General features: G+C 53.3%; 17 protein-coding genes. All 17 read right to left on the bottom strand.

All coding sequences use genetic code 11. From position 1 onward, the window contains the following. Positions 1–209: 209 nt before the first annotated feature. Positions 210–608: a F0F1 ATP synthase subunit epsilon gene (locus DEP07_RS15940; protein WP_122962597.1), complete on the bottom strand. Its 399-nt coding sequence runs from the start codon at positions 606–608 to the stop codon at positions 210–212. Positions 609–635: 27 nt separating this feature from the next. After that, a complete protein-coding gene (gene atpD / locus DEP07_RS15945; protein ID WP_122962596.1) occupies positions 636–2,045 on the bottom strand; it encodes a F0F1 ATP synthase subunit beta in 1,410 nt (469 codons plus the stop codon). A gap of 48 nt (positions 2,046–2,093) precedes the next feature. After that, positions 2,094–2,957: an ATP synthase F1 subunit gamma gene (gene atpG, locus DEP07_RS15950; protein WP_063228999.1), complete on the bottom strand. Its 864-nt coding sequence runs from the start codon at positions 2,955–2,957 to the stop codon at positions 2,094–2,096. A gap of 75 nt (positions 2,958–3,032) precedes the next feature. Continuing rightward, positions 3,033–4,544: a F0F1 ATP synthase subunit alpha gene (gene atpA / locus DEP07_RS15955; protein ID WP_063228998.1), complete on the bottom strand. Its 1,512-nt coding sequence runs from the start codon at positions 4,542–4,544 to the stop codon at positions 3,033–3,035. Positions 4,545–4,584: 40 nt separating this feature from the next. Then, positions 4,585–5,112 carry a F0F1 ATP synthase subunit delta gene (locus DEP07_RS15960; protein ID WP_122962595.1) on the bottom strand — a complete coding sequence of 176 codons (528 nt, stop codon included), beginning with the start codon at positions 5,110–5,112 and terminating at the stop codon, positions 4,585–4,587. Further along, complete coding sequence (atpF, locus tag DEP07_RS15965) at positions 5,109–5,612, bottom strand: F0F1 ATP synthase subunit B (RefSeq protein ID WP_122962594.1); 504 nt, start codon at positions 5,610–5,612, stop codon at positions 5,109–5,111. The genes DEP07_RS15960 and atpF overlap by 4 nt, the downstream gene beginning before the upstream one ends. A 189-nt stretch (positions 5,613–5,801) precedes the next feature. Then, positions 5,802–6,023, bottom strand: coding sequence for a F0F1 ATP synthase subunit C (atpE, locus tag DEP07_RS15970; protein WP_005831752.1), 222 nt, complete (start codon positions 6,021–6,023; stop codon positions 5,802–5,804). 55 nt (positions 6,024–6,078) lie between these two features. Further along, entirely contained in the window at positions 6,079–6,894 is an 816-nt protein-coding gene (atpB, locus tag DEP07_RS15975) for a F0F1 ATP synthase subunit A (RefSeq protein WP_063228994.1), read from the bottom strand. A 65-nt stretch (positions 6,895–6,959) separates the two neighbouring features. Then, a complete protein-coding gene (locus DEP07_RS15980) occupies positions 6,960–7,328 on the bottom strand; it encodes an ATP synthase subunit I (RefSeq protein WP_063228993.1) in 369 nt (122 codons plus the stop codon). 11 nt (positions 7,329–7,339) lie between these two features. Beyond that, positions 7,340–7,549 carry an AtpZ/AtpI family protein gene (locus tag DEP07_RS15985; RefSeq protein ID WP_005827760.1) on the bottom strand — a complete coding sequence of 70 codons (210 nt, stop codon included), beginning with the start codon at positions 7,547–7,549 and terminating at the stop codon, positions 7,340–7,342. A gap of 137 nt (positions 7,550–7,686) precedes the next feature. Then, the gene (locus DEP07_RS15990; protein ID WP_063228992.1) at positions 7,687–8,877 is read right to left on the bottom strand and encodes an acetyl-CoA C-acetyltransferase; all 1,191 of its coding nucleotides are present in this window, start codon (positions 8,875–8,877) and stop codon (positions 7,687–7,689) included. A 124-nt stretch (positions 8,878–9,001) separates the two neighbouring features. Continuing rightward, positions 9,002–9,820 (bottom strand): malonyl-ACP O-methyltransferase BioC, encoded by an 819-nt coding sequence (bioC, locus tag DEP07_RS15995; RefSeq protein ID WP_217022119.1) that lies wholly within the window; start codon positions 9,818–9,820, stop codon positions 9,002–9,004. Beyond that, positions 9,768–10,526 carry an alpha/beta fold hydrolase gene (locus tag DEP07_RS16000; RefSeq protein WP_287102709.1) on the bottom strand — a complete coding sequence of 253 codons (759 nt, stop codon included), beginning with the start codon at positions 10,524–10,526 and terminating at the stop codon, positions 9,768–9,770. The genes bioC and DEP07_RS16000 overlap by 53 nt, the downstream gene beginning before the upstream one ends. Position 10,527: 1 nt before the next feature. After that, positions 10,528–11,718 (bottom strand): 8-amino-7-oxononanoate synthase, encoded by a 1,191-nt coding sequence (gene bioF, locus DEP07_RS16005; protein WP_242773945.1) that lies wholly within the window; start codon positions 11,716–11,718, stop codon positions 10,528–10,530. A 17-nt stretch (positions 11,719–11,735) separates the two neighbouring features. After that, the gene (gene bioB, locus DEP07_RS16010; protein ID WP_242773942.1) at positions 11,736–12,731 is read right to left on the bottom strand and encodes a biotin synthase BioB; all 996 of its coding nucleotides are present in this window, start codon (positions 12,729–12,731) and stop codon (positions 11,736–11,738) included. After that, positions 12,732–13,466 carry a dethiobiotin synthase gene (bioD, locus tag DEP07_RS16015; RefSeq protein WP_281868903.1) on the bottom strand — a complete coding sequence of 245 codons (735 nt, stop codon included), beginning with the start codon at positions 13,464–13,466 and terminating at the stop codon, positions 12,732–12,734. Continuing rightward, a complete protein-coding gene (gene bioA / locus DEP07_RS16020) occupies positions 13,463–14,860 on the bottom strand; it encodes an adenosylmethionine--8-amino-7-oxononanoate transaminase (protein WP_287102710.1) in 1,398 nt (465 codons plus the stop codon). Before bioA ends, bioD begins: the two co-directional genes overlap by 4 nt. Positions 14,861–14,866 lie beyond the last annotated feature (6 nt).

Consider the following 14,866-nt stretch of genomic DNA (forward strand, 5'->3'; position numbering starts at 1 on the left):
ACACTCTCCTTTAATTCCACTAGCCAGTGCCGCACATTATGCTGTCGCAAAAAATCATGTCAGACGGCAGGGCATTAGGTCTATTATACACAGAAACGATAGGCGATTACCAACTGGAAATATCATGCCCAGCATGCATGTATCGCCATACGCGCTCGTAACCGAAAAATCCCCGCAGCCACATGGGCGCGGGGATATCAAGCTTACGCTTACTTCGTTACGTCGAGACGTGCCATCGCACGTTGCAGCGCACGCTCAGCACGCTGGACGTCGAGCTCGGCATATTTCTCAGCCAAACGCTTCTCGGCGCGAGCTTTCGCTGCCTTCGCGCGTTCAACATCGATGTCTCCCGGCAATTCAGCCGTTTCAGCAAGGATGGTTACTTTATCGCCGCGCACTTCCATGAAGCCGCCGCTTACAGCCATCTTTACTTCTTTCTCGCCTTCTGTCTTGATCCGAACAGGCGCTATTTTCAGCGGGCTCACCAGTGGCATATGGTTCGGCAAAATACCGAGATCCCCTTGAACACCGCGAGCAATGACCATTTCAGCCTGACCGCTATAGACAACCCGTTCAGGAGTTACGACTTCAACTGTCATCTTACTCATTTAATCGTCTCCCCTTTCCAGGGTGTCTTACGCCATTTTCTTCGCTTTTTCTACCGCTTCTTCAATCGTTCCTACATACAGGAACGCGCCCTCTGGCAGGTGGTCGTGCTTGCCTTCGAGGATTTCTTTAAAGCTGCGAACCGTTTCTTTCAATGGCACGTATTGGCCCGGGTTACCAGTAAATTGCTCGGCAACGTGGAAGGACTGGGACAGGAAGCGTTGGATGCGGCGCGCGCGGCCAACCACTTGTTTGTCATCGTCGCTCAGCTCGTCCATACCAAGGATCGCGATGATATCTTGCAATTCTTTGTAACGTTGCAGGATTTTTTGCACGCCACGAGCCACATCGTAGTGTTCTTGACCAACTACGTCAGGAGTCAGAGCACGGGAAGTGGATGCGAGTGGGTCTACCGCAGGGAAGATACCCAACTCAGCGATGGAGCGCTCCAGGTTGGTAGTAGCGTCCAAGTGAGCAAACGTAGTCGCAGGCGCCGGGTCAGTATAGTCATCCGCTGGTACGTAGATCGCTTGAATAGACGTTACGGAACCTTTTTTCGTAGAAGTAATGCGCTCTTGCAGCTGACCCATTTCGGTAGCCAGTGTTGGCTGGTAACCTACCGCGGATGGCATACGGCCCAAGAGAGCGGATACCTCGGAACCCGCTTGGGTAAAGCGGAAGATGTTGTCGATAAACAGAAGAACGTCGCGGCCTTCTTCATCACGGAAATACTCCGCCATTGTCAGACCGGTCAACGCTACGCGAAGACGCGCACCAGGCGGTTCGTTCATTTGACCGAATACCATCGCGGTTTTCGGCAGAACGCCTGCATCTTTCATCTCGTGGTACAGGTCGTTACCTTCACGGGTACGCTCACCTACACCAGCGAATACGGAAATACCACCGTGCTCTTGCGCGATGTTGTTGATCAGCTCTTGGATCGTAACGGTTTTACCTACACCCGCACCACCAAACAGACCGATCTTACCACCCTTGATGTACGGAGCCAAGAGGTCAATTACTTTGATACCTGTTTCCAGGATTTCAACAGTAGTTGCTTGGTCTACGAACTCAGGAGCTTTACGGTGAATTGGGTCGCGACGATCTACTTGACCCAGCTCTTGCAGGTCGATCGGCTCTCCCAATACGTTAAATACGCGTCCGAGGGTAACTGCACCCACTGGAACGGAGATAGCTGCACCTGTATCAACGGCTTCCATACCGCGAACCAAACCGTCAGTGGAAGACATCGCAACGGTACGAACCAGGTTATCACCCAGGTGAGTTGCAACCTCAACTGTCAAGTCGATGTCGCGCTCGCCAGCGCTTTGTGCTTTATGTTGAATCTTGATCGCATTGTAAATGGCAGGCAGGTGTCCGCGGTCGAACTCGACGTCAACAACCGGACCCATTACCTGAACCACGCGTCCATTCGCCATCTTACTTCTTCCCTCCTGTAAAGCTAAATTGGGAGCTATTCGCTGCCACTAAGCCTGTGCGTTTGCACCTGCAACGATCTCGGAAATCTCTTGAGTAATGGCTGCCTGACGGGCACGGTTGTAGATCAACGTGTAACGGTTAATCATATCCGTTGCGTTGTCTGTCGCGTTGCCCATCGCTGTCATACGGGAACCTTCTTCGGAAGCCTTCGCTTCGAGAAGCGCACTGTACACCAGTGTTTCCGCGTATTTAGGCAACAGATCGGCCAGAACTTCTTCCGAGGACGGCTCATACTCGTAATTGATTGTGCGCACCGTGTTGCTCTCGGGAGCTTCCAGTGGCAGCAATTGTTTTACGGTAGGTATTTGCGAAATTGCACTTTGGAACTTGTTGTAGCACAGGTACAGTTCGTCAATTTGTTCGTTCGCGAACATCTGGACTGCCGCACCGGCAATTTTCTTGATATCAGCAAAGGCTGGGCTGGCTGGCAGACCTGTTACCTCTTCCAGAAGCGGATAGTTCCGTTTGCTGAAGAAGTCACGACCTTTGCGACCGATCACAAAAATACCGTACTCATCCTTGGATTTGTGCTTTTCGCTGATGGTGGTAACCACTTTGCGAAGCATGTTGGCGTTGTATCCGCCAGCAAGTCCACGGTCGGAAGTGATGACAATGTAACCAGTCTTTTTCACCGGACGATTTTGCAGCATCGGATGTTTGGAACCAGTTGTTCCGCTCGCAATGCTTGCAATCACTTCCTGGATTTTGTCAGCGTAAGGACGTGCTGCCTCAGCCTTCTCCTGGTTGCGGCGGAGTTTCGCTGCCGCCACCATTTTCATCGCTTTCGTGATTTGGCGCGTATTTTTGGTACTTTTAATACTGCGTCGAATCTCACGTATTCCTTTTGCCACTCGTTTTCACCACCTTGAGAACGCATGCCCGGGCTTTCTTGCCCGGCATGCATCTGATGTCTATCAGGTTAACGATTAGCGAGTTACCGAAAAGCCTTTTTTGAACTCTTCGATCGCTGCGTTCAGTTCTTTTTCATCTGGAAGGTCTTTCGTAGTGCGGATGTGCTCCAACAGTTGTGGTTTGTTGGAATCCAGGAAAGACAGCAGCTCTTTCTCAAAGCGGCGTACATCTGCTACTGGAATGTCATCCAGGTAGCCGCGTGTAGCGCTGTAGATAGAAGCAACTTGCTTCTCAACAGGCATTGGATCGAACTGGCCTTGTTTCATGATTTCCATCAAGCGCTCACCGCGGGTCAGACGAGCTTGGGTAGCTTTGTCCAGGTCGGAACCGAACTGAGCAAACGCTGCAAGCTCACGGTATTGAGCCAACTCAAGCTTGAGCGGACCTGCTACCTTTTTCATCGCCTTGATTTGCGCGGAACCACCTACACGAGATACGGAAAGACCGGTGTTAACCGCTGGACGTTGACCTGCGTTGAACAAGTCTGTCTCCAGGAAGATCTGACCATCCGTGATGGAGATCACGTTAGTAGGAATGTATGCGGAAATGTCACCCGCTTGGGTTTCGATGAACGGCAGAGCAGTAATGGAACCTGCGCCCAGTTCATCAGACAGTTTCGCAGCGCGCTCCAGCAAGCGGGAGTGCAAGTAGAATACGTCACCAGGATATGCTTCGCGGCCTGGAGGACGACGGAGCAACAGGGACATTTCGCGGTATGCAGCAGCCTGTTTGGACAGGTCATCGTATACGCACAGAACGTGTCCGCCTTTGTACATGAAGTACTCAGCCATAGTAACACCAGCATAAGGAGCCAGGTACAGCATTGGCGCTGGGTCGGAAGCTGTAGCGGAAACGATGATGGTGTAATCCAGAGCGCCTGCTTTACGCAGGGTTTCTACGATGTTCGCAACGGTCGATTGCTTCTGACCGATCGCCACGTAGATACAAATCATGTCTTTGCCTTTTTGGTTGATGATGGTGTCGAGCGCCACTGCTGTTTTACCAGTTTGGCGGTCACCAATGATCAACTCACGCTGTCCGCGACCAACCGGGATCATCGCGTCAATCGCTTTGATACCTGTTTGGAGCGGTTCGTGTACGGATTTACGCGCCATTACGCCAGGAGCCGGGCTCTCGATCGGGCGGTAGCCGTCATTTGCGATAGGTCCTTGACCATCGAGTGGTTGGCCCAGTGGGTTTACTACGCGGCCGAGCAGCGCTTCCCCTACTGGAACTTCCATAACGCGGCCGGTACGTTTTACAGTATCGCCTTCCTTAATGTCGCGGAAAGGTCCCATAATAACGACACCCACGTTATCTTCTTCCAAGTTGAGTACCATACCCATTACGCCATTTTGGAACTCAAGAAGCTCCCCTTGCATGGCCTTTTCCAAACCGTGAACGCGAGCAATACCGTCACCAACCTGGATGACTGTGCCTACGTCTACAACTTCGATTTCAGATTTAAAATTAGCGATCCGCTCTTTGATGAGGGAGCTAATTTCTTCTGGTCTGATTGCACTCACTTAATTCACCCCATTCATCCAACTTCGTTAAGACCGAGCTTTACGCTTTTTGCGCAAAGGTTTCCAACTTTGTTTTCAGGCTGCCATCGTACAGACGGTCGCCAATTTTGATAACGATGCCGCCGAGGATTGCAGGGTCTACGACCGCTGTCAACCGCAGCTTTTTATTCAAAGTTTGACCGAACTTCTCAGCCAACTCTGCCTGTTCTTCATCAGAAAGCGGCTTTGCGCTCGTGACGACAGCATCTGCGTAGCCACGCGCTTCATTTGCCAGTTGCACAAAGGAGCTGTAGATGTCAGACAGTTGAACTTCCCGTCCGTTTTCAATCAGGACGTTCAGGAAGTTGAAGCTCTCTTCCCCTACATGGCTTTTGAAAAGCTCATCAACCAGTTTGCCCTTTGCATCTGCAGCGATGTGCGGGTGCTGCATGATCTTTTGCAGATCTTCGTTGCCTTCCACAGCCTGCACGATCGCACCAAGGTCAGCTTCCACCTGATCGATCTTGCCACGCTCGCTCGCTACCTCAAACAGAGCGCGAGCATAACGCTTTCCTACTGCGCTACTCATAGGCGATCTCCTACTTGAGCCAGGAATTTGTCAACAGTGGACTTTTGAGCTGCTTCGTCCAGTTCTTTCTCGATAATCTTGGAAGCCAAGAGTACGGAGAGGCTGGTCATTTGTTCACGCAGCTCGGATTTTGCTTTTTCTACTTCACGTGCCAGTTCAGCGCTTGCGTCCGCTTTCATACGCTCGGATGCAGCTTGAGCTTCTGCCACGATTTTCGCCGCTTCATCAGACGCTTGCTTGCTAGCGCGGTCGATGATTGCTTTGGATTCAGCGCGAGCTTCATCCAGTACGCGACGTTGTTCAGCCAAGAGTTTTTCCGCTTCTGCGCGGTTGCGCTCAGCAGATGAAATTTGGGTTTCGATATGCTGACGACGTTTCTCCATGATCCCAACGATCGGGCCCATAGCCAATTTACGAACCAAGAGCAGCAACAACAAGAACACAATTGCTTGGGTTAAAAGCGTTCCCCACTCCAGGGACACCGCTCCAAAGTCGAGCATTCGTTTCACTCCTTCCTGCGAAAAGAAAGATGTATCATCACGGTATATACCGTTTGTTTCAGACACTCTGGCTTCGTACTATGACGAAGTTTTCTTGCTTGCGTCGAATGGCAGCTTCATAGACTTCCACTCGATCAAAAATAGAGGCGGGTATCAAGCGCCCGCCTATTGTTACCAATTGCTCGCTGACTACATACGACCGAAGAGAATGAAACCGATCGCTACAGCGATGATCGGAACCGCCTCTACCAGACCGAGACCCAGGAACATGAGACCCATCAGGTTACCACGTGCTTCTGGTTGACGAGCTACGCCTTCAATTGTACGGGAGATTACCAGGGAGTTACCGATTGCTGCGCCAAGAGCAGCGAGACCAAATACGATACCAATTGCAAGAGCCAAACCTTCCATTGTTTAAAAACCTCCTTAGTTTGTAAAAGCGAGTATAAAATCGGGGAAATGCTGATTAGTGATCTTCATTCACCTGCTGAGACAGGTAAACCATCGCCAGCGTAGTGAAAATGAATGCCTGTACAGAGCCGACAAACACCGAGTAGCCCAGCCACAGGAACAACGGAATACTTCCGAAGATCCCTACACCCAACAGGAAGGCGATCAAAACCTCACCCGCAAAGATGTTACCGAATAGACGCAGAGGAAGCGTCAATGGTTTGATGATGAACTCCTCCAGAATGTGAATCGGATTCAGGAATGTATGTTTCAACCATCCACCGAAACTCTTCTTAATGCCCAGGTAGTGAGCGTACAGCAAAACGATGAACGCGAGAGCGAAAGTTACGCTCGGTGTCGCGGTTGGAGATTTCCACCAGCCGATGACAACACCGTGAGAATGCGGATCGTTTGAGTTAAGCTCTTCCTCAAGCTTGGCCATCTTTTGTTGTTTTGCCTCAGGAGTCGTGGAAGCCGTCAACAGGTCTTTAACCTTTTCGCTTACTTGATGGTCAGGACCGTTGTGGTGTGCTGTATTTACGTTAAATACGAGACCCAGTTGGTTTCCAAGGAAAATGTAGAGGAACAAAGTCAGCGCCAGCGAGACAAAACCCGCAGCTTTTTTCGGTGAGATATAGCTTTTTGTAATGCCAGTAACGAAATCCACAATCCATTCCATCACGTTTTGCGCGCCGCTTGGTGTAGCGGAGGTCAAGTTGCGGGTCATCCCGATACAGAGCAAAAGCACCACCAGAGAGGTTACCAAAATCATGAGAACAGTGGAGATGTCAAATACCATGCCCAACCATTCAAATCGCAGAGAATAATGCATGTATTTCACCCCTTTCTTCCGCGCGAGTATGTTACTTACGTACATGAAAAAAAGTATTCTGCTATCTATTTAAAGGAGCGATACACAAAAAGGAAACTGAGAACCTGGAAAAGGAACAAGCCGATCAACACTCCGGCAAGCCCAAACAAGTGAGGAAAACGCATAGTCAAAAAGACAGCAAAACCTGCCACGACCAAGCGTTGCAGCATACCTGTCCCTTTCGGACGCACGCCCGGATCGACAGCCATCTGGCCAATTCGCCATGTTTTGCTGAAGAGGACCGTGCCATTCACTAGACTGCCAGCCATCCCGAGCAGGAGGCTTTGCAAAAAGAAACGCGATGATGGCAACAGCGCCCAGAGTATCGCGGCGATTGCCATACAGAAAAAGGCATAGCGAAACGTGGATCGCATTGCCGAAGAAAACGTTTGCATGTCCCATCTCCCTAGAGGTAACCGCGAATGATGCGGTAGACGCTGTACACGCCTATTCCTAATCCCGCGAGCAGTCCAACCATCAAAAACAACGGATTGGTAGCGAAAAGGCCATCCAAGTATTTTCCCAGAAAGACTCCCGCAACCACGCAAACGGCCATATCGACACCAATTAAAGTGACCAACGTGATGGCTCGCCAAGGATTATCAATTTTCGACACGGAACAACATTCTCCTTTCATACATAAGGAGAGGGCTGGTGTCAAGTGCCCCTTTGCCCTCATCCATATTAACGAAGAATTATTCCCTTTGTCAACGTTCGTCTTGTTCTGTACACAAAGCGTTCACAATTGAAAATCTACATTTTTTCAACAATTGTCGAAACCCCTTGTCCGCCGCCAATGCACAAGGTTGCTAGACCATATTTTACCCCTTCGCGCTTTTGCAATTCGTGAACAAGCGTAACTAATATTCTCGCCCCGCTTGCGCCAATTGGATGACCCAGAGCAATCGCTCCGCCGTTAACGTTCAGCTTTTCCCGATCGAAGCCGAGCGCTTTGCCGACAGACAGCGATTGAACGGCGAATGCCTCGTTCGCTTCGATCAAATCGATGTCGGACAAAGACATGCCCGCTTTTTCCAAAACTCGCTTGGTCGCTGGCACCGGACCGTAGCCCATGATGCTCGGATCGACGCCCGCACTGGCATTGGCGACGATGCGCGCGAGCGGTTTTACGCCCAGCTCCTCCGCCTTTTCCTTGGTCATGATTAAAAGCGCAGCCGCGCCATCGTTGATGCCCGAAGCGTTTCCTGCGGTCACAGTGCCATCCTTTTTAAAGGCTGGCTTCAGCTTGGAGAGCATCTCGGCGGTTACGCCAGCGCGCGGAAATTCGTCGACAGCAAACAGCACAGGGTCGCCTTTGCGCTGCGGAATCGGAACAGGCACGATCTCCTCCTGAAAACGGCCGCTTTCCAAAGCTTTCTGCGCTTTTTCCTGGCTCCATGCCGCAAACTCGTCCTGCTCTTCCCGTCCGATCTCGTATTTGGCGCACAGATTTTCGGCTGTGATTCCCATGTGGTAGTCGTTGAATGCACACCAAAGACCATCGCGGATCATCGAGTCGACCGCCTTTTGATCGCCCATGCGATATCCCGAGCGCGCTCCATCCAGCAAGTACGGAGCCTGGCTCATGTTTTCCATGCCACCCGCCAGCACGACTTCGGCATCTCCGCTCAAAATCGCCTGTACAGCCAAATGAACGGCTTTCAATCCGGAGCCGCATACTTTGTTAATCGTCAAGGACGGCACCTCGTGCGCCAATCCTGCTTGAATGGCAGCCTGACGGGCAGGATTCTGGCCCAGTCCTGCGGAAAGTACATTGCCCATAATCACTTCATCAACCGAGTCTTTGGACACGCCAGCGCGCTCCAAAGCCGCTTCCAGGACGATGCCGCCCAGTTTCGTTGCGGAGATTCCCGCGAGCGATCCTTGAAAACTGCCTATAGCTGTGCGCACTGCGCTTGCGATAACGATTTCCTTTTGACTCATCTTCCATACACTCCTTGAATGAACAGGATAGCCAACCTTCTTAAAATTCCATTTCTTCATGCAGATTCCTGCTGCGAAATCGCTTTCATGAAGAAAAAGCTGCCCATTCTCTCAAAAGAAAACGTTATTGGCTGCGAAAGCCGCTGACAAAAAGCATCTCGTAGGTTACACGCACTCCCTTCTCATCTCCGTACGTCCGCTGATAATAGTCAGCCATGGCAAACAGCAGCCTTTTTCTGCCCAAGCCCGCCGTTTTGTCTTCGCTGGCGCTTGCTCCTACCGCTTTTACGGCACGTAAAAAATCCAGCACACCCGGGTAAGTCAAAACCACCTTGTGTACAGTCGCCTGCAACGATTCCATTCCCGCCGAATCCAGCAAGGCAAGCCACTGCTCTGTCGTCAAATACGATAGTCCGTGCCGAACTCCTTGCTCTCCCAGACTGGCATGGGCGCGGGCAAAGGAGTCGTGCAATTCGCAGAAGGTGTTGGGGCCAAACGTCGAAAACAAAAGCGGCGAACCCGGCTTGAGCAGCTTGCACAGACGGCGGATCGTCGGCTCAGGGCGAAGCAGCCATTGAAAGCACGCTCCCGACACGATCAGATCCCTGGTTGCCTCTGGCTGTGTCCAGACCCATTCTTCCGTATCAGCCTGGCGAAAGCTCACTGCCAATCCGTGCTGCTCAAGGTTCGACCTCGCCTGCGCAATCATTCCGGGCGCGATGTCAATCGCTTCGTATGCGGCTTTCGGGTACTGCCCCCTGATCAGACGCGTCAGTCCGCCTGTGCCGCAGCCGATTTCCAGTATGCTCTCGACACTTTTATCCGCCAACGTCGCGGACACGATTGCGCCGAGACGCTGCGCCATCTCTTTTTGCACAATCGCATACTGTTCATAAGATGTCGCCTTGCTGCTGAATCGACGCTTGATCTGTTCTGTGTGCAATGCGCTTCACCATCCTCATGATCGCTTCGCTGACTTGCTCAGGATGAACCAGGTGTGGGGCATGCCCGCAGTCTTTCAGTTGCAAAAAATCGGCTGCCGCCAGCTTGCCCGCAAGCTCTTTTCCCGCGCCGAGCGGACAGATGACGTCGCCTTCGCCATGAATGACCACCGCCGGACAAGACAAGCGATCAGGGGCAAACCGGCAGTCCTCGCTCGCCAGGTAATCCAGCCCTGCGGACAGCGCCTGCTGGCTCCAGCGGCCCTCTGCCATCCCCACATCGACGCAGTTTTGCCCGCGTTCTTGCCCTGTGAACATCTGCTCTACGAATTGGGCCATGATCCGCTCGCGGTCTTTTGCCAGCTGCCGCTTCATCCGCTGAAGCATTGCTGCGCCAATGCCGTGCTCTCGTTCCGCCGGGTCGCGGACAAACCGCAATGTCGTCCCAATCAGCACCAGTCCGGCTACGCGCTTTTCAGCTGCCAGCCTAAGGGCCAGCATTCCGCCCAGCGACCAGCCAACGACAAGCAGTTCTTTTCCACTCAAGCTTTGAATGGATTGCGCAACCACTTCGTAAAATTCGTCCGGCCGTGAAACTTGCGAATAGTCAGGGACCACATGACGTACATCGGGCAATCGCTCGCGAACTTTGTCCCAGCATGAATCCGCCATTCCCCAGCCTGTCAGCCAAACAATGACTGGCGCCACTTCACATCCCTCCTGCGCATTCATCCCGGACAGCAGTCAATTGCTCGACCGCCCAGACCAGCTCTTCTGGCTGATGTGTAGCCATTACCGTAAAGCGGATGCGCGCTGTTCCATCCGGGACGGTCGGCGGGCGAATCGCGACAGCTGCAACTCCCCGTTCCCACAGCTTCTGGCTGAATTGCAGCGCCCGCTCGTTTTCTCCCAGCGTGATCGGAACAATCTGCGTGTCGTCTGAAGTTACGGCAAAGCCTTTTTCCGCAAGCAACCGCCGAAAAAGCTGCGCGTTGTGCTGCAACGCTTGTCGCCGCCACTCGTCCGCCTCAATCTGCGTCAGGGCGGCAATCGTCGACCCGACGACACCAGGAGGCAGCGCTGTGGAATAGATGAGCGAGCGCGCTTTCGAACGCAGATGGCGAATGACGACCTGATCGGCACAAACATAAGCGCCGTATACGCCAAAAGCTTTGCTGAACGTTCCCATCAATACATCCACCTGCGACGCGATCCCGAGTTCGTGGCACAGACCTTGTCCCCGCTCGCCCCGTACCCCGCCCGCATGCGCTTCATCGACCATGAGAAAAGCACCGTACCGTTCTCGCAGCTTGATCAACTCCAGCAATGGTGCCTTGTCGCCATCCATGGAAAATACGCTGTCCGTCACAATCCACTTCCGTTTCGTTCCCTGATGTTTTTCCATTAGAAACGCCAGATGCTCCCAATCGTTATGCCGATACCGGACGTGCTCGGCACGGCTCAGGACGATTCCGTCCACAATGCTGGCGTGGTTCAGCCGATCGCTGAATACTACGTCGCCCCGACCAGCCAACGCAGCAAGCACCCCCGTATTCGCCTGATAGCCGTTCGCGAAAACGAGCGCTTCCTCACGCTGCTTCCACTGGGCCAGCCGCTGCTCCAACTCGTCGTACAACGGGTAATTGCCGAGGACGAGGCGGGACGCAGTTCCTCCTGCGCCCCATTGCCGCGCTGCCTTTTCACCCGCAGCCATGATTTGCGGATCGTGAGCAAGCCCCAAATAGTTGTTGGAGGACATGTTCAGCATCTTTTTTCCGCCAACGACAATCCACGTTCCTCCATGCTCCGCCAAAGACTCTACCGTCTGCCACTCTCGGCAAAGCGACTGCTCCCGCATCTTGCTCCATTCCGTCTCCAGCCATTCGTACCTTTGCCTCATTTGCCGCACCTCTTCGCTTACAGCGCGCATAGCTCGATTTCAAACCCGAGGTCTTCAATCATCTGATGATCGCTGGTGATTTCCTGCCCCGGTGTCGTCAAATAATCGCCCACAAACAGCGAGTTGGCGGCGTAGAGCGACAACGGCTGCAAGCTGCGCAAATTCACCTCGCGCCCGCCAGCCACGCGAATTTCTTTGTCCGGGCAGACAAAGCGGAACAGCGCCAATACTTTCAATGCCTTTTGCGCCTGCGTGCGTCCTTGATGCTCCAAGGGCGTTCCCGGGATCGCGTTCAAAAAGTTGACCGGAATCGAATCCGCATCCAGGCTCCGCAAGGCAAAAGCCATCTCCGCGATTTCTTCGTCGCTCTCCCCCATGCCGATGATGACGCCGGAGCATGGCGACATTCCCGCTTTTTTCACCGTATCGACCGTTCCCACGCGCTGCTCGTACGTATGCGTGGTGGTGATCGCCGCGTAATGATTCCGGCTTGTGTTCAAATTGTGGTTGTATCGGTGCACCCCCGCTTCCTTCAGCCGCTTGGCTTGCTCGTCGCTGAGGATGCCCAGACAAGCGCATATTTTCAGCGGCATGGTGTCGCGAATTTCTTGCACCGCTTCAATGACCTGGCCCAGCTCCTTTTCCGTCGGCCCTCGCCCGGAAGCGACAATGCAGTATGTACCAGCCTTGCGGTTCATCGCTTCTTTTGCGCCTGCCAGTAACGTCTCTTTGTCGAGCATGGTGTACTTGGCTACAGGCGCGGTAGAGACGATCGATTGCGAACAGTAGCCGCAATCTTCCGGGCACAGGCCGCTTTTGGCGTTTAAGATCATGTTCAGCTTGACCTTTTTCCCGAAAAAATGCTTCCTGACCTGAAAAGCGGCGTGCAACAACGGCAACAGCTCATCGTCAGGCGCTCGCAGCACGCAAAGCGCTTCTTGCAGCGTCAGTGCTTCCTTTTGCACAGCCTTTCCTGCATACTCGTTCCAATTGGCGACAACGGTTCTGCTCATCTATCGAACCTCTCCTTTGCATATTTGCTGTTTTAGCAATCTCGCAATCCATTCCACGTGGACACGCTGCTTCACCAACGCAACTACCTGCTCGCTTGTCAGCTCGTCAGGCACGTGGGGCAGCGCACCCCAAACCGGAACGTTTCCGTAGCACTCGATCATTTTGGCGTTGGTAGCAACGCTTTGATCGGCAGCAGAAGCCCCCTCATTCAAAATCACTCCTGCCACCACAAGCCCGCGCGAACGAGCGTACCAGACCGATAAAAGCGTGTGGTTGATCGTTCCCAGACCTGCCCGGGCAACCAGCAAAAGCGGCAGTTTCAAGCGCACCGCGAGATCGACCATCATGTCTGTCTCGGTCAACGGAACTGCCAGGCCCCCTGCCCCCTCGACCAGCAGCCAGTCGTGTTTCGCCAGCAACGGGTAACCATGCGCCGTTATTTCCTCCATCGTGAGCGTCTTGCCCTCTGCCTGCGCAGCCAGCCACGGCGTCAAGGGCGCCGAAAAGGCAAGCGGCGCAATCTCCTCGCACCTGTCTGCCACACCGCTCCATGCCCGCAAGCGAAACGCATCGCTCATTTTCTCGTGCGCAAGCGCCCCGGACTGGACGGGCTTCCATACCCCGACATCGCAGCCTGCCTCGCGCAATGCCGCTGCAATCCCCGCCGTCACGACCGTTTTGCCCACCTCCGTGTCCGTCCCGGCAATGAACAGTCCTGCAAACTCCTTGCTCATCGTACCGCCTGCTCCTTTTGCTCAATCGTGACCTCGCGAATCGATTCGGCCAAAATTCGCACCATGTCCGCAATCTCGGCCATTGTGGAAGCGAGCGGGGGGATGAAGACGATCACATTGCCCAGCGGTCGGGTCAACAGCCCTTTTTCTCTGGCTCGCTGACAGACGCGCACGCCGATCCGTTCATTCCAGTGGTACGGCTCCTTTGTTTGCTTGTCTCTGACTAGCTCAATCCCTGCCATCAGCCCTTTTTGCCGGATATCACCGACATGCGGCTCTCCTTTTAGCGGCTGCAAAAGCTCCTCAAGTCCCGCCGCTTTTTCCACCACTTGATCGACCAGTCTGCGTTCCTCCATCAACCGCAAATTCACCAAGGCAACCGCACAGCCTAGCGGATTTCCTGTGAAGGAATGGCCGTGGAAAAACGTCTTTTGTTCCTCGTAGTCCGCGTAAAATGCAGCGTAAATCTCTTCCGTAACCAAAGTGGCGGCGACAGGCAAGTAGCCCCCTGTCAAACCTTTGGCAACCGCCATAATATCCGGGACCACACCGTCATGCTCACAGGCGAACATTTTTCCCGTCCTGCCGAAGCCTGTCGCCACCTCGTCTGCAATCAGCAGTACGTCATGCGCCCGCAGCAGCTCGGCAATTTGCTTCAAACAACCGTCAGGCATGACAATCATCCCGCTGGCTCCCTGTACGACAGGCTCGACGATCATCGCTGCAATCTCATCTGCCTTCTGCTGTAACAAGCTCTCCAACTGGCGCAAGGTCGCTTCCACAGACGCTTCCTCGCCCCCATCACGGTACGGATATGGGTACGGAACGATGTGCGGCGAGAAGAGCAGCGGCTTGTAAACCTGATGGTACAGCGGGATCGCGCCCACACTGGTAGCTCCAATCGTATCCCCGTGGTAAGCGTTGTTCATCGTAATAAATCCGTGCTTCCCCGTCCGCCCTCGGTTCTGCCAATACTGGAACGCCATTTTCAGCGAGATTTCCACCGCTGTCGCACCATTGTCCGAATAAAACACTTTGCTCAGCCCCGGCGGTGCTATACGAATCAATTGCTCAGCCAGCAAAATGGACGGCACATTCGCCATCCCCAAGAGCGTCGAATGCGCGATCTGCTCCAGTTGTTCCGTAATCGCCTGATTCAGTTCCGGGACATTGTGGCCGTGCACGTTCAGCCATACAGACGAAAATCCGTCATAGTACGCCTTGCCGTTCACGTCGATCAGCTTGACCCCTTCGCCCCTGGCGATAATCACTGGCTCCTGGGCGTTGTAGTCCTTCATTTGGGTAAAAGGATGCCATAAAAATCGCCTGTTCTTTTCTGCCAGTTCGGCATAGTCATACATATGTAACAACCAGATCACATCCTTAGTTAACATATATTT

It is taken from the genome of Brevibacillus sp. (assembly GCF_003521185.1).
Taxonomy (GTDB): domain Bacteria; phylum Bacillota; class Bacilli; order Brevibacillales; family Brevibacillaceae; genus Brevibacillus; species Brevibacillus parabrevis.